This is a genomic window from Methanolobus sp. WCC1 (genome assembly GCF_045690315.1).
In the GTDB taxonomy this organism is placed as follows: Archaea; Halobacteriota; Methanosarcinia; order Methanosarcinales; family Methanosarcinaceae; genus Methanolobus; species Methanolobus tindarius.
In genome coordinates, this window is sequence record NZ_CP146979.1 from 2577342 (window position 1) to 2598122 (window position 20781).

At 40.5% G+C, this 20781-nt stretch carries 23 protein-coding genes; 6 read left to right on the forward strand and 17 right to left on the reverse strand.

Going from position 1 to position 20781, the window contains the following annotated elements; translation table 11 throughout:
• Positions 1-28: 28 nt before the first annotated feature.
• Entirely contained in the window at positions 29-1864 is a 1836-nt protein-coding gene (locus V7O61_RS12150) for a cation:proton antiporter (RefSeq protein WP_407281645.1), read from the reverse strand.
• Between the two features lie 316 nt (positions 1865-2180).
• Here V7O61_RS12150 and V7O61_RS12155 point away from each other — a divergent pair, with 316 nt between their 5' ends.
• A complete protein-coding gene (locus tag V7O61_RS12155) occupies positions 2181-3104 on the forward strand; it encodes an aldolase (protein WP_407281644.1) in 924 nt (307 codons plus the stop codon).
• A gap of 198 nt (positions 3105-3302) precedes the next feature.
• Positions 3303-4280, forward strand: coding sequence for a sensor histidine kinase (locus V7O61_RS12160; RefSeq protein WP_407281643.1), 978 nt, complete (start codon positions 3303-3305; stop codon positions 4278-4280).
• A gap of 53 nt (positions 4281-4333) precedes the next feature.
• Here the strand turns inward: V7O61_RS12160 and V7O61_RS12165 are convergent, their stop codons facing one another.
• The 3 genes from V7O61_RS12165 to V7O61_RS12175 all read right to left on the reverse strand — a co-directional run bounded on the left by V7O61_RS12165 (position 4334) and on the right by V7O61_RS12175 (position 7229).
• Entirely contained in the window at positions 4334-4921 is a 588-nt protein-coding gene (locus tag V7O61_RS12165) for a hypothetical protein (protein WP_023845722.1), read from the reverse strand.
• A gap of 128 nt (positions 4922-5049) precedes the next feature.
• Positions 5050-5922 carry an RPA family protein gene (locus V7O61_RS12170; RefSeq protein WP_023845721.1) on the reverse strand — a complete coding sequence of 291 codons (873 nt, stop codon included), beginning with the start codon at positions 5920-5922 and terminating at the stop codon, positions 5050-5052.
• Positions 5922-7229: a Single-stranded DNA binding protein gene (locus tag V7O61_RS12175; protein WP_407281642.1), complete on the reverse strand. Its 1308-nt coding sequence runs from the start codon at positions 7227-7229 to the stop codon at positions 5922-5924. Before V7O61_RS12175 ends, V7O61_RS12170 begins: the two co-directional genes overlap by 1 nt.
• 158 nt (positions 7230-7387) lie before the next feature.
• On the opposite strand from V7O61_RS12175, the gene V7O61_RS12180 reads away from it, so the two are divergent.
• Both V7O61_RS12180 and V7O61_RS12185 read left to right on the forward strand, forming a co-directional pair.
• Entirely contained in the window at positions 7388-7825 is a 438-nt protein-coding gene (locus tag V7O61_RS12180; protein ID WP_023845719.1) for a flavodoxin domain-containing protein, read from the forward strand.
• Between the two features lie 162 nt (positions 7826-7987).
• Positions 7988-8200, forward strand: coding sequence for a histone family protein (locus tag V7O61_RS12185; RefSeq protein WP_023845718.1), 213 nt, complete (start codon positions 7988-7990; stop codon positions 8198-8200).
• Positions 8201-8273: 73 nt separating this feature from the next.
• Here V7O61_RS12185 and V7O61_RS12190 read toward each other — a convergent pair whose 3' ends face one another.
• From V7O61_RS12190 to V7O61_RS12240, 11 genes are all read right to left on the reverse strand, one after another.
• The gene (locus tag V7O61_RS12190; RefSeq protein WP_407281641.1) at positions 8274-8780 is read right to left on the reverse strand and encodes a COG2426 family protein; all 507 of its coding nucleotides are present in this window, start codon (positions 8778-8780) and stop codon (positions 8274-8276) included.
• A complete protein-coding gene (locus tag V7O61_RS12195; RefSeq protein WP_048136073.1) occupies positions 8777-9775 on the reverse strand; it encodes a replication factor C small subunit in 999 nt (332 codons plus the stop codon). Before V7O61_RS12195 ends, V7O61_RS12190 begins: the two co-directional genes overlap by 4 nt.
• Positions 9776-9881: 106 nt before the next feature.
• Complete coding sequence (locus V7O61_RS12200; protein WP_023845715.1) at positions 9882-10214, reverse strand: DUF4870 domain-containing protein; 333 nt, start codon at positions 10212-10214, stop codon at positions 9882-9884.
• Between the two features lie 4 nt (positions 10215-10218).
• Complete coding sequence (gene rnfB, locus V7O61_RS12205) at positions 10219-11019, reverse strand: Rnf electron transport complex subunit RnfB (protein ID WP_023845714.1); 801 nt, start codon at positions 11017-11019, stop codon at positions 10219-10221.
• On the reverse strand, positions 11016-11603 hold the full coding sequence (rnfA, locus tag V7O61_RS12210) for an Rnf electron transport complex subunit RnfA (RefSeq protein WP_023845713.1): 588 nt from the start codon (positions 11601-11603) through the stop codon (positions 11016-11018). Before rnfA ends, rnfB begins: the two co-directional genes overlap by 4 nt.
• A 1-nt stretch (position 11604) precedes the next feature.
• A complete protein-coding gene (rnfE, locus tag V7O61_RS12215; RefSeq protein WP_023845712.1) occupies positions 11605-12219 on the reverse strand; it encodes an Rnf electron transport complex subunit RnfE in 615 nt (204 codons plus the stop codon).
• A 4-nt stretch (positions 12220-12223) separates the two neighbouring features.
• Entirely contained in the window at positions 12224-12796 is a 573-nt protein-coding gene (gene rnfG / locus V7O61_RS12220) for an Rnf electron transport complex subunit RnfG (protein WP_023845711.1), read from the reverse strand.
• Positions 12789-13805, reverse strand: coding sequence for an Rnf electron transport complex subunit RnfD (rnfD, locus tag V7O61_RS12225; RefSeq protein WP_407281640.1), 1017 nt, complete (start codon positions 13803-13805; stop codon positions 12789-12791). Before rnfD ends, rnfG begins: the two co-directional genes overlap by 8 nt.
• A gap of 2 nt (positions 13806-13807) precedes the next feature.
• On the reverse strand, positions 13808-15157 hold the full coding sequence (gene rnfC, locus V7O61_RS12230; protein ID WP_407281639.1) for an Rnf electron transport complex subunit RnfC: 1350 nt from the start codon (positions 15155-15157) through the stop codon (positions 13808-13810).
• Between the two features lie 12 nt (positions 15158-15169).
• Positions 15170-16726: a methanogenesis multiheme c-type cytochrome gene (mmcA, locus tag V7O61_RS12235; RefSeq protein ID WP_407281638.1), complete on the reverse strand. Its 1557-nt coding sequence runs from the start codon at positions 16724-16726 to the stop codon at positions 15170-15172.
• Positions 16727-16739: 13 nt separating this feature from the next.
• Positions 16740-17144 (reverse strand): hypothetical protein, encoded by a 405-nt coding sequence (locus V7O61_RS12240; RefSeq protein ID WP_023845707.1) that lies wholly within the window; start codon positions 17142-17144, stop codon positions 16740-16742.
• A 107-nt stretch (positions 17145-17251) separates the two neighbouring features.
• Here V7O61_RS12240 and V7O61_RS12245 point away from each other — a divergent pair, with 107 nt between their 5' ends.
• Positions 17252-18271 carry an FAD:protein FMN transferase gene (locus tag V7O61_RS12245; RefSeq protein WP_407281637.1) on the forward strand — a complete coding sequence of 340 codons (1020 nt, stop codon included), beginning with the start codon at positions 17252-17254 and terminating at the stop codon, positions 18269-18271.
• An 83-nt stretch (positions 18272-18354) separates the two neighbouring features.
• Here the strand turns inward: V7O61_RS12245 and thpR are convergent, their stop codons facing one another.
• Positions 18355-18897 (reverse strand): RNA 2',3'-cyclic phosphodiesterase, encoded by a 543-nt coding sequence (gene thpR, locus V7O61_RS12250; RefSeq protein WP_407281636.1) that lies wholly within the window; start codon positions 18895-18897, stop codon positions 18355-18357.
• Between the two features lie 139 nt (positions 18898-19036).
• On the opposite strand from thpR, the gene V7O61_RS12255 reads away from it, so the two are divergent.
• Positions 19037-19909, forward strand: coding sequence for a DNA integrity scanning protein DisA nucleotide-binding domain protein (locus tag V7O61_RS12255; protein WP_407281635.1), 873 nt, complete (start codon positions 19037-19039; stop codon positions 19907-19909).
• A gap of 188 nt (positions 19910-20097) precedes the next feature.
• On the opposite strand, the gene V7O61_RS12260 is transcribed toward V7O61_RS12255, so the two are convergent.
• Positions 20098-20670 carry an acetate uptake transporter gene (locus V7O61_RS12260; RefSeq protein ID WP_023845703.1) on the reverse strand — a complete coding sequence of 191 codons (573 nt, stop codon included), beginning with the start codon at positions 20668-20670 and terminating at the stop codon, positions 20098-20100.
• Positions 20671-20781: the final 111 nt, after the last annotated feature.

A 20781-nucleotide genomic window follows, 5' to 3' on the forward strand; every position in this document is an offset into this window, starting at 1 on the left:
TCACATAAGTGTATAAAGTTCACAGTATTTATCTGTAAAGGATATCTGCAACTTCCTTTGCTGAATCTCCTTCACCAATTACTGTTACAAGATCGTCATATTCAAGGACAAGATTACCATTGGCAATAAATGATTTCTCACCTCTTCGTATCATAAGCAAGAGACTATTTTCCGGAAGAGAGAGCTCTTTTATAGCCTTTCCTGCCACTTTCGGATTGGTAACCCTTATCTCCAGAATCTCGCCTTCCTCTCCAACCTCGCACATCGAGAACATGGAAGGTTTTCCAACCATATTATCAAGGACAAGAGCCGTGGTCATTTGAGGACTCATTGATCTGATAGACAGATCCCAGAATGCATGAAGATTTTCCACATTGTTGACCCTTGCAACTATCTGTTCCTCTTTAAGGTTGAATTTACTTTTTGCTATCTGGGAAACCAGAAGATTTGTGTTGTCCTGATCTGTAGTTGCTACGATATACTTGGCTTTCTCAATACCTGCTTTCTTTAGAACATTGATATCTTCAGCATCACCATGAATAGCACGTATACCCTGTTTTAGTAGACGTTGACATTTATCTTCAGAATTGTCAACTACAACAACATTCTCTCCTCTTTTCTCAAATCTCTCAGCCAGGATCTTTCCGACCTCTCCGCCTCCAATTATCAGGATTTCCATAGGTATAACTCCTAAAAAGTTAGCAACTCTTCTTGCTAAAGTACCAGTCATTACAACGGTTATTATTACTGTTAGAAATACGAGGCCCACAAGTGTTTGTCCTCCAAAGATCCCCATGGAGTCCAGTTTAACTGCAAAATATGTTGCAATAGATGCCGGAACAACACCCCTTGGACCTATAAATGAAATGAACAGTTTTTCTTTTGTTTTTAGATGTGAATCTATAGTTGAACCAAAAACAGCTAACGGACGAACTATAAGTATCAAAATGAGGACTACTATGATACCTTTAAGACCCAAACCTAAAATATCCTCGAAATTCAACATCGCAGCGAGAAGGATGAATATAATGGATAGCATCATCATTACAAGATCGGATTTGAATTCTTTTAGAGCCTGTTTATGAGGGATGTTAGATGTTCCGGTCACAATTCCAAAAACTGCCGCTGCGAGAATTCCAGATTCGTTACCCAATAATTCAGATACTACATAGGAAGACATAACCAGTGTCAATGTAAAGAATCTGGCAGTCTGGTCAGTTACCAGAGAGCCACTTGAAAGAAATCTTTTAAGAATATTTCCACTGACCATACCAATTATAATGCCTATTACAAGCCTCTGAAGTATAAACGCGACTGCATCAAATCCATAAAGCTGGGAAACAATCCACTCGAACATGAAAGCAGCAAGTATCACGCTGGCTGCGTCATTGAAGACGCCCTCAATCTCAAGTATTTTTCCTACCTTGTGATTGACATGTATATTCCTTACTAGAGGTGTTATCACTGTCGGACCAGTTGCAGCAACCAGAGCACCAAAAAGTGCCGCCAGTTTTACACTAACACCAAGAATCAGATATGTAGTTAAAGTGGCACCCACAAAAGTGATGAGAACACCAATAGTTGTCAGTTTTAGCGCAGTTTTCTGTATTGGCCTGATGCTTTTGATATCAATGTGCAAGCCACCATCAAAGACAATAACAGCAACTGACAGAGAAACAATAGCAGTTAATCCATCACCAAAAGTAGCCGGGTCTATAAAATTTAATACTTCAGGCCCTATCAGAATTCCTTCGATTAGAAGAAAAATGATAACAGGCACTTGAAAACGCTTGCTGAGTGTCTGGGCCACCATGCTCATAAAAAGCACAGAAACGACAACTTCCAGAAAATATATAGAATTCACAGTTATGCTCCGGGAGTATACAAAATATTAGTTTGTTTTGTTAATACATTAATTATTAAGTATGTAATAATTATCTGATAGGGCTATAAATATAAAATACTAATGCAAAGCACTAATCTTAAATGTTTGTTTATGTGTGAGATCTGAATGAGCGGGAAAATAATTATACTAAATAAATCAATTTATTAATCAGCTCAATTTCAATATATTTCAAAAATGAACTACATACTAGTGTAAGCTACACAACAATTAAAATAGAAAAACGTGATTTAGGGTACTAGAAGACAAGACCAATTAAGAAAGCTGAGTGATTTAAATGGCCTTAATAAAAGAAGAAGATATTAAAGTTCCACTGGATGTACCACAGGATGCACGTGAAACATATATTAAAAATTATATGAAGATCACATCAAACAGCGGAAATATGATGCTCTTTGCAGGTGACCAGAAAGTTGAACACCTCAACGATGACTTTTTTGGAGAGGACGTCCCTGCAGATGATAATGATCCGGAACATCTTTTTAAAATAGCTGCAAACTCAAAGATAGGTGTTTTTGCAACACAGCTCGGACTTATTGCAAGATATGGAATGGACTATACCGATGTACCATACCTTGTCAAAGTTAACTCAAAATCCCACCTTGTTAAAACAAAGCAGGACGACCCGTACAGCGGTCAGTGGTATGACATGGACCAGATTGCACAGTTCCGCGAAAACAGCGGCCTTGACATTCTTGGAATCGGTTACACCATCTATCTTGGAAGCAAGTATGAAGCTGAAATGTTCCACCAGGCTGCACAGCTCATCTACGAAGCACACCAGTATGGAATGCTAACTGTCCTCTGGATTTACCCAAGAGGAGAATCTGTTGCTAATGAGAAAGACCCACACCTTATTGCAGGTGCAACTGGTGTCGGCGCATGCCTTAATGCAGACTTTGTAAAGGTAAACTATCCAAAAGCTGAGGGAATGCCAACTGAAGAAGCATTCAAAGAAGCAGTTCTGGCAGCAGGCAGGACAAAAGTTGTTTGTGCAGGCGGTTCCAGCGATGACCCGAAATCATTCCTTGAAAAGCTCTATGCCCAGATCCATGTAAGTGGTGCATGCGGTAATGCAACCGGAAGGAATGTACATCAGAAATCTCTTGATGAAGCAGTCAGAATGTGTAACGCAATTTATGCTATCACAGTTGAGGATGCATCTGTTGAGGATGCACTCAAGATCTACAACGGCGAATAATCCTCATTTTGCATGTTTAAATCATGCATACTTTTTTTATTTTGATTGTCGATTAGTTTTTACTATCTTTTTTTATTTTCAGCTTAAAATGCAGACAGATACAGATTTTTGATGATAATAAAATGATAATATTATACAAGAATAACTATATATATGTTGAAAGGAAACTTGTTTCCTAATAAACAAAACGGACCCACTATGGATGAAAAATCTATAAATCAAAGAAAAGAAACCTATACTAAAAGGATTGTCACCGATACAATCCTGCTTATCACAGGTAGCATCTGTATACTATTCCTTTCAATAGTAACAGACTTAGCCCATATTTTTACGGGTACTACGTGTCCATTGGACGAGTGGACAATGGGCGAGATCCTGATAACTATCACACTTGTTATGATGGCATCATTGATGTTTGCATACAGACGATATTATGACACAAGGGATGCAATCAAAGAATTCAATTCAATTAATGCTATCAAAGAGGAATTCATTGCAAACCTTCGACACGAACTAAAAACTCCACTTGTACCAATCAGAGGTTATTCTGAAATCCTGTATGATGGAAGTCTTGGCGAGATTAACCAGAAACAAAAAGAAGCTCTCAAAAAGATGATCAATTCCTCTGAAAAACTGGAGAGACTCATTGATTCTCTTATTTTTATAAGTGTTGCAAAGTCCGGGGATGTTGAATACACATTTACAACACTCAATATTAATGATATTGCAACTGGAGCTATTGCAGATATTGCTGACCAGCTTAACCAGAGGAAACAGGAAGTTGATGTTGATATCAGACCAAGGCTTTCATATCTGGAAGGAGACAGAAAATATCTCAAGGAAGCACTTATCCAGATACTTGAAAATGCCAGTAAGTTCAGTCCGAATGGACAGAATATACAATTGATAATCCACGAAGGTTACAAAAGTCTTCACATAAAGGTAATCGATAAGGGAATAGGGATACCTGAAGAAGAACTGGAAAACATATTTGAAAGATTCTATCAGGTAGATGGTTCTAAAACAAGACGCTACGGAGGTAACGGACTTGGACTCCATATTGCAAAAACCATAGTTGAAGCTCATAAGGGAGATATATGGATAGAAAGTGAACCTGAACTTGGAACGACGGCCCATATCAGACTGCCTACTCCAGATCACGGAATAAAAAAATAAGAGAAATATAAGTGCAGATAAGAGAAATAGCTGTGAATACAGCTATTTAGAAATTAATTACAGGAACAATCAAAATCGAATCCCAACAGGAATGTACCTGTACCGTGGAGATTCTCAAGTCCCATTTTCTCCTTAAGATACTCATCACTTGGCGGAGACGGAGAAGCAAGTACCACATTGCATACCTCATCAACTGCCTCCACATCGGCGCATGGCTTTGGAGGCAATACTACAATAAGTGGATTATTCTTGACATCCATCTTTTTGAGGACACTTGTGTCATATATCACAATGTTACCGATAACGAGCTTATCCTTGCATGTTTTTACTTCCTCAAGTTTAGCTTCGTCATCTACATCCTGACCAACGACACAACCATCGTGCATAAGAATGACATTCGGACCTTCAGGCCAGCAGAAATTCATGTTGGTGGTGAAAGCAAATATCACATCGTTCTTAAGAACTGCCTTTACACCTTTATTGTCACCTCTGCCAAGTCCCATGAGAGTCATTTCATCAGCTTTCTTCTCAAGTTCCCTGATAATCTCTCTGTCATCCTCATTAAGCAGGAGAGTGTTCCCTACACCCTGCATTTGAGTAATACTGTTTTTCACATTGTTTATTATCTCATCATGTTCCATAAGTACCCCTTCATTATATGAATAAGCAAAGCAGATATATCAATAACTCTTCTGGAGTAATATTCCGGCATATTTAAGCATATCGCATTAAACCTTTAATTCCCATAGTAGAGACATAGTCCTAAATGCTAGTGTATCACTTTAAAAACACCGGCTCTTGGTTCATAAAGATGACCTTTTGAAAGAAGTATCTTTAATGTAGAATCAGCAAGCTTTTCCGGAATATTTCTGGATATTGCTATGTTAATAAAAGCAATATACTCAAATCCACTGCCATCGTCAAGTTCCTCAGCAATCGATTGAACCTCTGATTCATAATCAATATCCTCGGTTTTACCACTGGATTTTCTTATTGAACACAGAGCTTTCCTCACATCCTCTTTTACTGATTTATAATATTCTGCATCCTTGTGATAATAATCAAGTGAAAGACACATTCCACCTGCCGATGAATCTTGAACACCGCTTGACAGTATTCTGTCCATAAGTTTGCCTTCTCCCGTATCCTCTGAAAAGAACTTATCAAATTCATCAAGACGATCAAGTGTCATTTCAGCAGTTTCAACTATCCACCTGTCACGAATGGATTCATCAACATAGTTAATTTCTTCCGGGCGCAGGGATACAAAGACTGAACCATCACCTGGCTCGTATGACCGAACCTTTCCAAGTACCATTACATAAGACGGAACCTGTATTGTGGACAAAAATACAGATGCTTCGGGCTGGTAGCTTCCGGCATAAATGGTGAATGCTCCGGTCGGATCAGAGATGCGTGCTCTCCATAATTCCCTTTCACTGCCTTTCTGCTCGGACAGACGGTCAACTTCCGTAACGACACCAACAATAAAAACCCTGTTTACTTTAAGACCGGTGGGACTTATAAGAAAATTAGGTGAATAGATATCCTGTTCAGATGCCGATGATGAGGAATAAAGGTGAAAACGTGAATCATTGAACTCTCTGGCAAACATCCTGTATGCAACTTCTCTCTCAACCATTAATCATCACATCCTGCATCCATTTTTTCCAGAAGTTCTTCAATACTCTGCTCAACATCATTTTCCGGAATCCATACCGATCTGGCTACAAGTGAAACACCGAACTCATTTCGGGATGAATTTCCCCTTGCTGCAAGATATTTACCTGTAAGCACCTTTTTCATGTCTTCAAAGACAGCTTCCCCGGAAAGTGAACTCTGTGCCATCTTCTCAGCATCATGCATGCTTTTACCATAAACGGCCTCGGAAAGTTCCCTGTTAAGCATCAGGTGAACTGCACCGGTTCCGTCATCCAGAATAGCTTTTATACGCATGTCCGTCAGACATTCCACTTCACCATGTGAGCGGCAGGAAGATTTCTGTGTTACACGATTACATTGGGAACAGCGTTCAATGAGTCCTGAACCCGACCTGACAGATATAATATTGCCACTGACAGTCACATCAAACATTCCTTCTTTCTCAAGGAGTTTTTCAATTGCAACAGATGAGTTTGCCTTGTTTACTGATTCTATTGAAAATGGCAGCCCCGTTGCATCAGAGATTTTCTCAATGGTAGTTGTTTCCGTAAAATTAATGGAGGGAAGACCCCTGAATATTCTCACAGAAGCTCCTTCGAAATGAATATAATCACCGATATCCGGCCCTCCCATAGGCATCCATGAAGTGAATGGGAGTTTACCGGTCTCATCTGCCAGGACACCTTCAACAACAGTAACTTCCTTGCCTTTGAGCATTATCTCGCGGTGATACATCTCTACAATCAATACCACAGAACTTACGAGTACATCTGCAGGAACAATATCACCAAGTTTTTTGAGATTCGACTGGGACATCTCGTCAGATTCAGGAAGTTCATCATCCTGAAGATATGTTATCGTTGATCTTTTTCCAAAATAAAGTTCAGGCCTGTTATTCCAGAGGCGCGTATAGGCATTCCTGATAAGTATCGCATCTCCGGGATTTAAGGACATGTCATCCCAGCACGTAAATGAACAGATACCTGTGCCATCACCAAGAGTTCCTGAAAATATGGTTTTCTGCTCGCCCTGTATAGAAACGGTTTTTTCAACAATATCGATTATACGTCCGCTTATTTCGATACCATTCAGCCCCGGTGAAAGGTCTTTGACACTTACCGTATTAGATGAAACTGAAAGATATTTGCTTTTTATCATCCTTTTTGCTTCATCCAGAGGAACCCGGTATTTCAAAAGTTTATCAAGCTCTCTGCTAATCTCTTCCCTGCTAATGTTTCCAAGCGCCATGGTTAACTCATCTATATGTGGCGCGATTTTCTCGTCCATAGGGATTCTCCTTTAATTGAAGTCTCCATAATTGTATTTCCTGATTAGCAATAAAGATAACCAAATGTACAATTACATTATCAGGAATCTTTATGAACTTGGAGATTACATATTTTAAAATGGCAGGGGAACTGCCGTAAATTATGGGGGTCAAAAAAATGCCAAAACTAGCTATAGTATACCTTAGTACCCAGGGAAGTACGAAAATGATGGCAGAAGCCATTGCCGAGGGTGCACGTGAAAAACATGTAGATGTTGACATTGACAACTTTTATGAATGGGACCCGGCAGAAGTTGCAAAATATGATGCCATATGCATAGGTTCATCCACCTTCTATTACACAATGCTGGAACCCATAGCTAAATTCCTGGACAAATTAATAGAGATAGGAATTGAAGGTAAACTGGGTGCAGCTTTCGGATCTTACGGATGGAGCGGAGAAGCACCAGTGCTAATCGCTGAGAAGCTCAGAAAAGCAGGAGTAGAAGTAATTGACCCGGTATTGAGAATACAGTATGTCCCAAATGAAAAAGATCTGGCCGAATGCATCAGACTTGGAAAAGACATGGCTAAGAAAATGAAAAAGAAAGAGTAATTCATCGAGTCAAAAAATAAAAAATATCCAAATTGCCCTGAAAATACAAATAAGCTTGATTTAATTTGGATTTTTCTTTAAAAAACTATATATAGGTTATTTTGATATTTGTTACTGGAAATTCAACCAAATTGATTATAGAAGACATATAAGAGGATATTTATGACAATAATTCCATTTGCACCTATTGAGAGAGTTATAAGAAACGCCGGAGCACAAAGAGTAAGCGAGTCTGCAGGAATGGAACTCACAGCCATACTGGAAGAATACGGACTTGAAATTTCAAGGGAAGCCATTAAACTTGCAGAACATGCAGGAAGAAAAACAGTTAAGGCTGAAGATATCACCCTTGCAAAAGAGATGCTGGGAAAATAATCCCAAAATCCTACTTTTTTAGTTTCACTGTTCTATTAATTCTATTTTGTAACTATCAGCATTGCCTGTATTTTCAGCTGAAAAGATCTACCAGACCTATTCCACCTAATGTAACACTGCTTACTATTATTCCTGCAATCAGCACTCCTGCAAGTATTGCCGGAAATGCATGTCGGAACTTAATACCAAAAACAAACGCTGCTGCACACCCAGTCCATGCACCAGTTACAGGCAGTGGTACTGCAACAAAAAGTGTCAGTGCAAGCGTACCGTATTTCTCAAATCTTTCCGAATGGTTACGGTGTGTTCTTCCGAAAAGCCATGAAAAGAATTTATCGAATATAGCAAAACGGCGAAGATAAGTGGAAACGGGATCCAGAAACAGGAGTAAAGGTACAACGGGAATCATGTTGCCCAGTACTGCAAAAATAAATGCGGAAACAGGACTCATATTATATATTCCAAGTGCAATGGGAATGGCACCCCTTAACTCAAATATTGGCATTGCACCAATCACCATGGTTGCAAGCCAGTGAGGAAAAGAGGAAAGTAAGTCCAGTACTGTTGCTTCAAGACTCAATTACATTCCTTACCTGATAATGCAAAGTGTGCCAGCAGGCATTCAAGCTGAATTCTTTCGTTGGCACCTTCTGTAAGCCTGAAATCAATCTCACCGATGACATCGATTAGTTCGACCATCTTCTTCTCAGGAATATCCACCTCAAACATGGCCCTGTATATCTGACCTACAACATCCTCTCCGGAAAGTCCCTGCTCCAGCAAAAGGCTGTCCAGATGTTTTCTGGATGCACTGAAACTCCCCTCCAGGGCAGTCATGATAAGTTCTTTTACCTGCTCAGGACGTGCAGTTGCAGTAATCTTGTAGATTGCATCCTTATGGATTGTGTCAGCAATAAGAGCTGCTGCCTGAAGAGCATTAATAGCTTTTCTCATATCGCCCTGCGCAACATATTTTATGGCATCCACACCATCATCTGCAATATCCAGATTCTCATTATTTGCTACAAATCTTACACGTTCTGCCACAGCTTCATCAGACAACGGACGGAACCTGTAGACTGCGCATCTTGACTGGATAGGCTCAATTATCTTGGATGAGTAGTTACATGAAAGAATAAAACGACAGTTATTGGTGTAGCGTTCCATGGTACGCCTGAGTGCTGACTGCGCATCGGATGTGAGCGCATCTGCTTCATCAAGGAAGATTATCTTGAAATCCGCACCGCCAATAGGAGTTGTTTTCGCAAAGTTCTTGATCTTTGTCCTGACAACATCGATTCCACGTTCATCAGAAGCATTAAGCTCTGTGAAATTCTCACGCCATGAATCTCCAAAAAGCTCACGTGCAATTGACACGGAAGTTGCAGTTTTTCCAACTCCGGGAGGACCTGAGAACAGGAGATGTGGAAGATTTCTTGTTTTAATGTAAGATTTCAGCCTTTCAACAGTTTCTGTCTGGCCAACCACATCGTCGAGCTTAAAGGGCCTATACTTTTCAATCCATATCTCTTCTTTAATTTCAAACCCTCCGCATAGAAGTATGCATACCTGCATTAATAGGAAGATGTAGTTTTTTAAGTTTTCGTAGATTAAAAAAAAGATGAGCAGGATTATGCCGGATGGCATCCTGCTGATTTTGTATTTCTGTATATTTTTGATTTTACTGATAGATCAGCTTGTAAGCGTAACTGCCTACAACAGGAATCTTGAGCATTAAACCCTTGTATGCCATTATGACAAGCACAAGTATGAAGAATAATGCGCCGAATCCAAGGAAATCAGCTATTATCCAGCCAACGTATGGTATCCATCCCACGATGAAGATAATCAGTGAAAGTGGAAGGAATATCAGCAGTGACTGCATTGCATGGAACCTGACAAACTTGTTATCCGGCTCAATGAGCAGGAAGATTATTCCTGTGATCCAGAATCCTACATAACTGAGGGCTGCAACGATATTTTCGTTCAGACCAATCTTTGTCTTATATGTCATATGATCACCTGATAGCAATTGTGTTCTGTGGACATTTTTCCACGCATATTCCACATGCAGTACATTTATCCTGATCGATCTCTGCAAGGAACTTGGTCACTGTAATAGCTTCTTCAGGACAGTTCTTCTCACAGATCTTACATCCGATACAACCAACAGTACATGATTCCTTTACAGCCTTACCTTTGTCGTGTGACATACAGAGTACATGTACCTTTTCAGATTCCTTTGCAAACACAAGTATGTCATTAGGACATGATGCAATACAAAGCCCACAACTGGTACACAGGTTTTTGTTCACATGTGGCAGGCGATCCTCACCAATGGAAAGAGCATCAAAAGGACATGCGCGTACACAAGTACCTCTGCCCATACATCCGTAATTACAGCCTTTCTCACCGTCTGACAGCATCATAACTGCCTTACAGTCTTCAAAACCAACATACTCGAAACGGTCAACACAATTAAGTCCGCCGTTACATCTGACAAACGGATACTGCTCCTCACCTTCTGCAACTTCCTGCCCAAGAATGCCACCAATTTCCTTGGCAACATCAAAACCTCCAACAGGACAACCGTTAATTGGTGCACCTTCGTTAACAACACGTTCTGCAAAATCTGCACAACCTGCATAACCACAAGCACCACAGTTGGCTCCAGGAAGAACTTCGACTATCTCATCAACCAGAGGATTTGTCTCTACCTTGAACTTCTTTGATGCCACTACAAGCATGACACCGACAGCCAGTCCGAGACCTCCGAGGATTGCCCCTGCCTGTACAAGTAAAGTTACCAGTTCGCTCATATTGGAATCACCCAGAAGTAGTTAACAAAAGCCAGAGAAAGCATTGTTGCAATGAAGAATGCCTGTGGCAGACCCCTTATTGATGATGGGATGTTTACAAATGTTGATCTTTCCCTTATACCGGACATCATGAGCATTACTACGGTGTATCCAAGACCTGCTGCAATACCGAAAACGACACTCTGTACAAAGTTATAGCCTGAACTTTCATTGAGAAGTACCGCACCAAGTACAGCACAGTTAGTTGTGATAAGTGGCAGGTAAATACCCAGTGAACGGTAAAGTGAAGGAATATTCTTCCTTACTACGAACTCTACCAGCTGCACAAGTGCTGCAATTACAACAATAAAGCTGATAAGATCAAGGAATTGCATATTTGCAGGCACCAGAATGTAGGTGTAAATCAGGTATGATACCGTAGAAGCCATTGCCATGACAAACACCACAGCTCCGGACATTCCTGCGGCACTTTTTACGTCCTTGGTTACGCCCACAAAGGAACACAGTCCAAGGAACTGGATCAGCAGGAAGTTCTTGATGAATATACCATCCATAAAGATTGAGAATAATGCATCTTCTGCCATTTTATCCACCTCTTGCCAGTTTCCTTGCTCTCTGATAGTTCACGATTGCCATGAGTCCTCCTATTGTCAGGAAAGCACCTGCAGGCAATATCATTGTGGTTATTGGGTAACTGAGTGACAGGTTGATGATTGTGTAATCGAATACTACTATCTGTCCTGTTCCAAGGAGTTCCCTGATTCCACCAATGAGCATCAGTACAAGTAAGAAACCTGTGGAGATACCTAGACCATCTATGAACGAATAGAAAACATTATTTTTATTTGCGTACGCTTCTGCACGGCCGATAATGATACAGTTCACCACAATTAGCGGAATGAACACACCTAACGCCGCATACATGGGCGGGAAATACGCCTGCATTATCATTTTTACAATCGACACGAATGTCGCTATAATGATGATGAATATCGGAAGTCTTACAGTTGAAGGAATTTGTTTCCTTAAAGCTGATACGAAAATGTTTGAACATACAAGTACGAATGCCGTACCTGCGGACATACCGATTGCGTTCTCGACTGATGTGGTCACTGCCAGTGTAGGACAGAGGCCCAGAACAAGTCCGAAGATCGGGTTGTCTCTTGTAATACCACGAATATATTCACTTAACGGGTCCATAATATCACTCCTCTGCCTCTTCAATTTCACTTATTTTAGTATTCAGCGCATCTACGACAGCCTGTGAGGAGATAGTTGCACCTGTAATAGCATCAATTGAGCCACCTGCACTTGATAGGGCAAGTGATTCGATTGGAATATCAATAAACTGACTCTGGAAACTATCTTCAACGATCTTCGCACCGAGTCCCGGAGTTTCTTCATGACTCAGGACATCCATCCCACGGAAAATACTGAATGCAGAGTCTATTCCACCTGCAACAACAAGTGGTCCCTGTGCACCTGCCTGCTGCTGGAAGAATGCATAACCAATAATGTTACCTGAAGAATCCTGCGCACGGTAATAAAGTACTACAGGATTGCCATCTTCATCAAGAGTGTCGCCATAGACTGCTTCAAAGTTGTTATTGGCTTCAGGAATAAGTCCGCCTAATATCTCTTTTTTAGAGTTTTCCTCGTTAATCTTAAGCTGGGCACTTGTAGGGACATAAGTAATACCTAACAAAAGAGCTGCCACAACGGATATGAGGACGATTTTTCCAATCACTATGGCTGTATCCCTATTGGATTCACTCATTGTTAATCACCTCGAATTTTAATGATGAGGGAATTTTATCCATTATACGCCTGTATGCTTTTTCTGCACATGGCATTGTGCCGAATGATGCAGGCATTGTGTTAATCTCAATAAATGATGCAACACAGTTTGCAAGGAATATACCGTACAGCAATCCATCAACATAGTTAGCGAAGTAACCGTAGATAAATACAAGTACACCACATGTAATTCCGTAAACAATACGTCCATTTTTCGTCACAGGAGATGTTGCTGTGTCCGTTGCCAGGAAGAGTATTCCAAAGAATACAACCCCTATCATTGAATATGACAGTTCAGGACTTGGACTTAGGAATGCAAACATCTGTGACATATACATCAATGGGTTGAGACTTCCTTCATGGACAAGAGCCATCACACCTGACAGGAAAAGCAGTGTTTGTGGCAGGATTACCATTGTTGCAAAGAATGCAACCGGAACTCTCCAGTCAATGTATCTTTTGTAGATAAGATACACACCGCCAATGAGCAGTATTGGAGAAACGCCTACCATCATACCTGCACCGTGCTCAAGTATAAGGTCAGAGAACTGGCCGATATGAGGAATGGATGCAGGAGTCATAAATCCTGACCATGCACTTCTGGTAAATACCCAGCCTACAAGAACAGGATTGAAAATGTAAGAACCGATTCCACCAAATACATGTTTACCAACAGTTATTGCAAAGAAAGCTGCAAATGCAGCAATCCACAATGGAGCTTCCGGTGGAATGAGTAATGCCAGCATAAGTCCCATCATAGCAGCATGACCGTCTGCAATTCTTACTTTCTGCTTTGTAAGTGTCTGTATGGCAAACTCGGTCACCACAGCAGTTACCACTGATGTAACAATAATACCTAGGGCAGGAATGCCAAAGAAGTATATTGCTGCAAGACAGAGTGGAAGCAGAGCAATTATTTTACTATAATTTAATGTCTTGAAATCTAATCTTGTTTTCTTATGAGGAGGAGCTGAAATTGTATATGTCATTTTTACTCACCTCCGCATCCACAGCCAAGTTTCAGATTGGATGACTCTTTTGCTGGCATGTCTTCGTATGCCATCTCGATTGCATCCTTTGCATACCTGATTAGCTGTAATATGGGTATTTTGGAAGGACAGACTGCTGCACAATCACCACATTCAATGCAGTTCTCAATGTGTATCTGTCGGCATTCGTCAAAGCGGCCCTGGTCTGCCATCACAGCAAGGCGACTTGGTATAAGTTCTACAGGACAAACATCCACACAGCGTGCACAGTGGATACATTCTATTGCTTCATCCCTGATAACCTCTTCAGATTTCTGAATGGTTATCCTTGTAGTTCCTTTTGTTACAGGAACCTGATCAGTATATTGTGCCACACCAGTCCTTACACCATTGGCAATTATCTTACCAATAGCACCAGTGTAACCGTATGAATCAATAACATCCTTAAATGGAGTACCGATTCTCACAAGTATGTATTCCATCTTATTGGAAACACCTTCAACAGAAACAACTGTATCATAGAAAGGAACACCTTCATGAACAGCATCATAAAGTGCCTTTGCAGATTTGATTCCACAAACAGCAACTCCTACATCTGTTGGGTCACAGCCGATCTTAACCTTTCTTCCTGTTACCCTGTAAGTGAAGAAGTTAAGGATCTTCTTACCGAAGATGCGTTCCTGTGATACAATAACAATGTCAGAATTCTGTTCATTGAAATAATAACCAACATTGCGGCTTCCGATTAGAGGAGCTACCTTTAGTTTTTTCTTATTAACTTCAATACCTTCAAATGCATTGATAGATTCCTGATCATCAGTCCTCAGGACAATTGCACCCTTTTTAGCACCAGCAGCCTTCATAAGAAGCTTTAATGCATCAATCATCTGGGATGCATAATCTCCGGGAGTCTTAAATGATCCACCGATCCATTCGGATGATGTAGCATTGATAAGTACAGTGTCGATCTTCTTACCCTTTGGTTTAAGGACTGTATGAGTCGGCATTCCATAGTGTTCTACTATACCTGATTCCTTAATGAACTGGGCAAGTTTATCGGCTTTTACATCCTTACATGCGGAGAATGCAACACTTTCATTGCTGTCTTCTGGTTGGATGATAACACTCATCACTTTGTTGCCGTCCGGATGCGCTGCCTCTTCGATTGCAATTACCTCACCACAGACACTTGAGTGAACTGCTGATGACTGGTATTCTGCACTTTCGCCTATTTTTTGTCCAATAAGAACCCTGTCGCCTTTCTTCACAAGGGGTTCACAGACAGCACCCCTGTGCTGCCTGAGCGGAATAATGATCTTTTCCGGTAATGTATCTAATTTCTTGATATCCACATTATCAACTCCTTAGAATGCAGGCTCCCTTTCGACTTCAGTTGGTTTTGCACCTTCAACTGTTACTTCAATAGTCTTTGAAGAGAAATTGGTAGGTGGAACTGTTTCTGCAGGATCTGTTGTGTAGCCAATCAGCTTCCAGTTAATAGATGGTATAACTGTGTGGCAATCAGAACAATTCTGGGTTACGTTTCCAAAGTGGACATTCTGGAGAGTGTCTGAAGCAGAAACTCCATGACAGTCCGCACATACCAGAGGGTCTGCAAGACCTACATCTGAACTGGCAATATTGTGACTTATCTGATAATACAGATCAACTGTCCTCAGAACTGCATTTGGATAATCTGCAGCTCCGTCCATGTCACCATCATATGAACGAATCTCTTCCTCAGTTACAACACCATCAGCATCTGCATCTGCACTCAGTACATCATCCGGATCAATTGGGTCTCCAATTGCTGAACTGTTGTCAGGATCTGCAAGGACATCTTCATTGATACCTGCATCCCACCATGTACCTGCGATTATATTGTATGGTTTGAGTACTGAATCATTTTCTCTTTCCTGTGCTGTTGGGAGTTGATCATAATAGACACCATCTGACCATGAAAGTGTAGGTGTAAACTCTGAATCATAAATAACGTCTTCACGGACACCGTTTGCCCAGCTGAATTCCTTGATTACCGGAGTGCCTGTTACATCACTGCCTGGAAGTGCAGGTATGTGACATGATTCACAGCTTATGAATTCAAGGTGCGCATCAACCATTCCACCGTGTGATATACCTTCGTGACATCCTGATGAATCACAATCCACTACACCTACTTCAGATTCCATGTGTGCTGATTCGGATGCGAACAGGTATTCGCGGCTTCCGATCTCATGTTCTTCAGTTTCATGACAGTCCTGACAGTCTACTGAATCGTGTACATCATAAGAAGCTGAATCTTCAAGGTTCCATGCAACAGCAGTTGTTGCAATGTCACCTGAGTGACAGTTGCTGCCACAAAGTGCCTTGCTTGGTGCACCGTTTACTTCATCGTGAACTTCGGTTACAAGTGGAAGTGGTGCTAAGACATCAAGCATGTAGCTTGCCATGTAAAGTGTTTCACTCTGCATTTCTTTGCGGGACTCTTCGATTGCTGCTTCGTTTGCATTTTCAAAGTCACCTGAAGCTATGCTTTCTGCACGTGCCTCAAAGTCATAACCGACCTGATTATGGCAGACCATACAGTCAACGTCAACACCATAATCTGACATGTATCCACCACCAGGATGAACCTGTCCGTATGTTACAGCCATCATGTCTTCATCAATGCTGTCAATGTCAACACCATAATCCATGATGGAGGTCCATTTTTTCATGTCCTGCTCAACGTGATATGAGCCTGATACTTCCTCGTATACACCTGCGTGACAGCCACTGCATGAACTATCAGACCATGTCTGCTCGGTCATGTAATGAGTAGACATAGCTGAGTTACCGGTGCTGCCTACATATGCATACACACCAGCTGCAGCGAACATCACAACGAGGATACCTATAAGAATTACATTTAATTTAGCCATAATTTGCCTCGTGTCATTCCTCTGCAACTTCTTCAAGCTGTTTGATTACAACAATTATGTTGTTTCTCAAATCCTGCTCATTCGTTATTTTCAAGTCATTAGAAACGTATTTACTAATCTCGAATGACTTTCGCACTACTCTGACATTAAAGTCAAAAACCTTGTCAAGAAGACCTTTTTGAGGAGATACTCCTAAAAAGTCCACATCCATGTGATTGCCAAGTACATTGGCTTTAAGTTCAATTTTATCTAGAGGAGAGCCTGGTTTTATGTAAATAATATGATGTTTTACAAAGCCAAAATGCTTCTCTATACCTCTCCAGCCGTATTCTTCCATAAGCTGATGAAGGGCTACAACAAGATACTTATCCTTGCTTGAACTAGTTCCCGTACCTGAACCTGTGCTGGGATTGCTCATTCTATTACTTCCTTTGGATGAATATAATAATTATAATTGAAGGAAATTGACTTCCTTCCTATCCGCGGTACATAGGTTTAATATTTAGTTATATCTTTTCATACTACATGAGGTATAAAACTGTTGCCATTGTACTGATAGCGATTTTCACAGGATTATTAATGATAAATTATGTTTTGTACACGGGTCCACAGACCCTTGAAGAACAAGAGATATACTCACAAACCAGAAGCCTGATGGACACTACTGTCACTATCTCAGTGGCGAATTCCAACGAAACATCTGCTATTGAAATAATTGACCGTGCTTTTGAAAAAATAAGCTATGTTGACGAATTGATGAATAACTACGACAATAGTAGTGAAATAAGCATTCTCAATAGTGAAGGCGAAGTAACTAACGCGGATCCTGAACTTGTCAGTGTAATAAGCCGTTCCACATATTATTCTGAAAAAAGTAATGGTGCCTTTGACATTTCAATACAGCCAATACTGGATCTCTGGGCCAGCAAGTATGCTCCCGGCGGAACAAACCAGCCTCCCACATCCGATGAAATTAACGAAACCTTGAAACTTGTAAATTATTCAGCAATAATGATAGATGGAAACAATATTTCCATGAAAAAAGGAATGAAAATTACACTGGGTGGCGTTGCAAAAGGATACGCAGTTGATGCTGCTATAGAATCACTAAGAAGTGATGGAATCACTTCAGGATTTGTAAATGCAGGCGGCGATGGCAGATACATAGGTACAAAGCCTGACGGCACACAGTGGAGAGTAGGACTTCAGAACCCTGATAAAAATGGGGATGCACTGACCATCATGGATATTCAGGATGTAGCTGTGGCAACCAGCGGAAATTATGAACGATATTTCAGTGACGAGGCAAAAGTATCACACATTGCAGACCCCAGAACAGGATATCCTTCAAGTAACCTGATAAGCAGTACTGTTATTGCAAAAACAGCTATGGATGCAGATGCGCTGGCAACTTCAGTGTTCATTCTTGGTCAGGAAGACGGACTGGCAATGATTGAGGAACTGGAAGACGTAGAATGTCTTATCATAACAAATGATAAGGAAATAATAAAATCTTCAGGATTTTCATCTTACGAAAATAGTTAGATAAAAAGTGTAAGTGAAATTCCTTGAATAATTGCTTATAGCTGCCCGTATTCAACTATTATTACTTACTTATCTGCCTGCTATTATTGCAGGCTGACCTCATGAAGTGTTTCATAAATTGGCCCTTTGGGGGTCAATATACTCTTTTTTAATTTAATGGATTTTACATCCATATTGCCAATTTCAAAATCCTTCAGCTCATCAAGCAATTCCAGAAATTCTGTTTTTTTCTTTTTAGGGAGATATTTCACCCTGGCCAGGGTAGCGTGAGCACTAAATCGGTGAAGGGTTGGTTCCAGTTCAAAAGAGGATAGAGATTTTTCAATTTGCCCATAGAGAGCATCAAAGTTCCCTTCACATCCCAGCCAGATTACTTTGGCAAATTTAGGCTTTGGGAATACACCGATTCCTTTTACATGGGAACTGAATGTATCACATTTTACATTGTCAAGAGCCTTTGATATATCAGGAAGTTTATTATCCGGCACTTCACCAAGGAACTTCATAGTTATATGTACCAGTTCAGGATCGACAAACTTGAATTTGAATTCATTGAACTTCAATTGAATTTCGGTAATCTTTTCATGCAACTCCACAGGGAGATCTACCGCAACAAAAGCTCTCACCACACATATCACCAATTATCATTTATACTGAGGACATAAATTAATATCGCTGCTAAACATGTGTTATTTATAAAATGAGCTAATATAATATCTTATGTTTCAGTAGTTTTATTGTTGATACAAAAACAGAGGGGATAATTTGGACAGTGCACAGGTAGTTGTCAACACTGCTGTAAGGCTTGCAGAAGAGCTTGAGTCAACGGCGATAATCATATCAGGAGAAGCTAATTTTGAGAAGCCAAAGACAAGCATACCTGTATATTTTGCAAGCAGTAAACAAAAGAATATAATAGATCACCTTGTGGCAAGCAGCAAAACCAAGGAAGAAAAAACAAAAGAGATCCTGGATAAAATCGGCCAGCAGGCTGCCGGAAAAATAGAACATATTGAAAGTGCCTCTGCAATCGAATTCATTCTGGAAGAGATCAGCGAAGGAAATATTATAGGTATCATCGAAAGCAAGGATTCGTATGCTATTGTAGTCCACAACCTTGAAGATAATGATATTGTGAAGAAAATGAAGGAATGTGAGGAGAGGGTTGCCCCTGATGTCCTGCGTGCAATTCTTAAAATTGCTATTGATATTTCCAACACGGGTCGCGAAGGTAAACAGATAGGAACCGCTTTTATTTTAGGTGATGTGGAAGAGGTCATGATGCGCTCTCATCAGATGATCTTAAATCCCTACGCTGGTCAGGAAGACTCAGACCGGGACCTGACAGACAGGAAAAACTGGGAGTCAGTGAAAGAATTTGCACAGCTAGATGGTGTTTTTGTCATATCGGAAGAAGGCATGGTTGAGGCTGCCGGAAGATATCTGGATGTGGATGCCAGGGAAATTGACGTTGAAAAAGGCCTTGGTGGACGTCATGTTTCTGCAGCAGCAATTACCAGGGATACAGTAGCAATTGCAGTAACAGTCTCACAGTCAGGTGGAGTCATCCACATTTATATGGATGGAAAAGAGCTTATGTATATCGAATCAACTGAAAGAGCTGTACGTCTTGGTTGATATACACAAGAGATTGCTGTTTAAACATAAAGAGCAGAAACTTCCGTTCATAGTCTTTTTGGGATTTTTAATAACAACTACAAACTTGAGTGAATGAAAATATTGCTAAACAAAAATAAAAAAATAAAAGACCGGTAGAAACTTACCGATCTTGAATCGTCTTTAATTCTTACTTTTAACTTACAACTTTAAAGTGGAAGCTTAATGCCTACTTCACCATAGACAAGTGCAACACCAATGTAGAGTGCTACAATACCTGTGATCAGGGTAATAAGTCCTGAAATTGTAAGAGAGAATCCTATAAGGAATACCAATGCCAGACTAAAGAATGTAAGGTCAAGCACTACGAAGACGACTGTAAGCATCTTCAGACCGATCTTAAGTGTTGCAACTGTGAGTGCAGTTGCTATGAGACCCCATACAAGAGTGAAGAGTCCCATTGATATAGCGCTTGCTGCCTCCATAGGTGCATTGAATATTCCTACTGGAGCAAGGTTGATGTATGAGAATGCAAACCACCAGAGACCAAATATTGTGAATGCTGATGCACCGAATGTGTCACCCTTTTTCCAGAGTTGCCAGCCGGCTATTACTTCAGCGACACCACCAAGGGTTATAGCCATTGCAATAACCATTAGGCCGTCTGGGATGACACCCATATTTAAAAGTCCTGCGAACGTAGCTGCAAATCCAAGACCAAAGAAGCCTACTGCTGCTGGGCTTGCTGCTGATGAATCTTTAATTGTTACTTCTCCTTCCATAGTTTATCACTTCCCTAAGATAAAATTGGATAAATATCATACAATATTTAAATTTTATAATTATTTATGCTGATGCAAAATATAAACATCAGAACTATTTTCAAATCAATT

Coding starts and splice junctions, on each gene's coding strand:
- V7O61_RS12165 (WP_023845722.1), bottom strand. CDS start 4,921: ATGGAACATGATGAGATAATAAACAATGTGAAAAACAGTATTACTCAA.
- rnfD (WP_407281640.1), bottom strand. CDS start 13,805: ATGACATATACAATTTCAGCTCCTCCTCATAAGAAAACAAGATTAGAT.
- V7O61_RS12160 (WP_407281643.1), top strand. CDS start 3,303: ATGGATGAAAAATCTATAAATCAAAGAAAAGAAACCTATACTAAAAGG.
- V7O61_RS12240 (WP_023845707.1), bottom strand. CDS start 17,144: ATGAGCAATCCCAGCACAGGTTCAGGTACGGGAACTAGTTCAAGCAAG.
- rnfB (WP_023845714.1), bottom strand. CDS start 11,019: ATGAGCGAACTGGTAACTTTACTTGTACAGGCAGGGGCAATCCTCGGA.
- rnfG (WP_023845711.1), bottom strand. CDS start 12,796: ATGAGTGAATCCAATAGGGATACAGCCATAGTGATTGGAAAAATCGTC.
- V7O61_RS12260 (WP_023845703.1), bottom strand. CDS start 20,670: ATGGAAGGAGAAGTAACAATTAAAGATTCATCAGCAGCAAGCCCAGCA.
- mmcA (WP_407281638.1), bottom strand. CDS start 16,726: ATGGCTAAATTAAATGTAATTCTTATAGGTATCCTCGTTGTGATGTTC.
- V7O61_RS12175 (WP_407281642.1), bottom strand. CDS start 7,229: ATGGACGAGAAAATCGCGCCACATATAGATGAGTTAACCATGGCGCTT.
- V7O61_RS12170 (WP_023845721.1), bottom strand. CDS start 5,922: ATGGTTGAGAGAGAAGTTGCATACAGGATGTTTGCCAGAGAGTTCAAT.
- V7O61_RS12245 (WP_407281637.1), top strand. CDS start 17,252: ATGAGGTATAAAACTGTTGCCATTGTACTGATAGCGATTTTCACAGGA.
- V7O61_RS12155 (WP_407281644.1), top strand. CDS start 2,181: ATGGCCTTAATAAAAGAAGAAGATATTAAAGTTCCACTGGATGTACCA.
- V7O61_RS12195 (WP_048136073.1), bottom strand. CDS start 9,775: ATGCAGGTATGCATACTTCTATGCGGAGGGTTTGAAATTAAAGAAGAG.
- V7O61_RS12180 (WP_023845719.1), top strand. CDS start 7,388: ATGCCAAAACTAGCTATAGTATACCTTAGTACCCAGGGAAGTACGAAA.
- rnfA (WP_023845713.1), bottom strand. CDS start 11,603: ATGGCAGAAGATGCATTATTCTCAATCTTTATGGATGGTATATTCATC.
- V7O61_RS12185 (WP_023845718.1), top strand. CDS start 7,988: ATGACAATAATTCCATTTGCACCTATTGAGAGAGTTATAAGAAACGCC.
- rnfE (WP_023845712.1), bottom strand. CDS start 12,219: ATGGACCCGTTAAGTGAATATATTCGTGGTATTACAAGAGACAACCCG.
- V7O61_RS12200 (WP_023845715.1), bottom strand. CDS start 10,214: ATGACATATAAGACAAAGATTGGTCTGAACGAAAATATCGTTGCAGCC.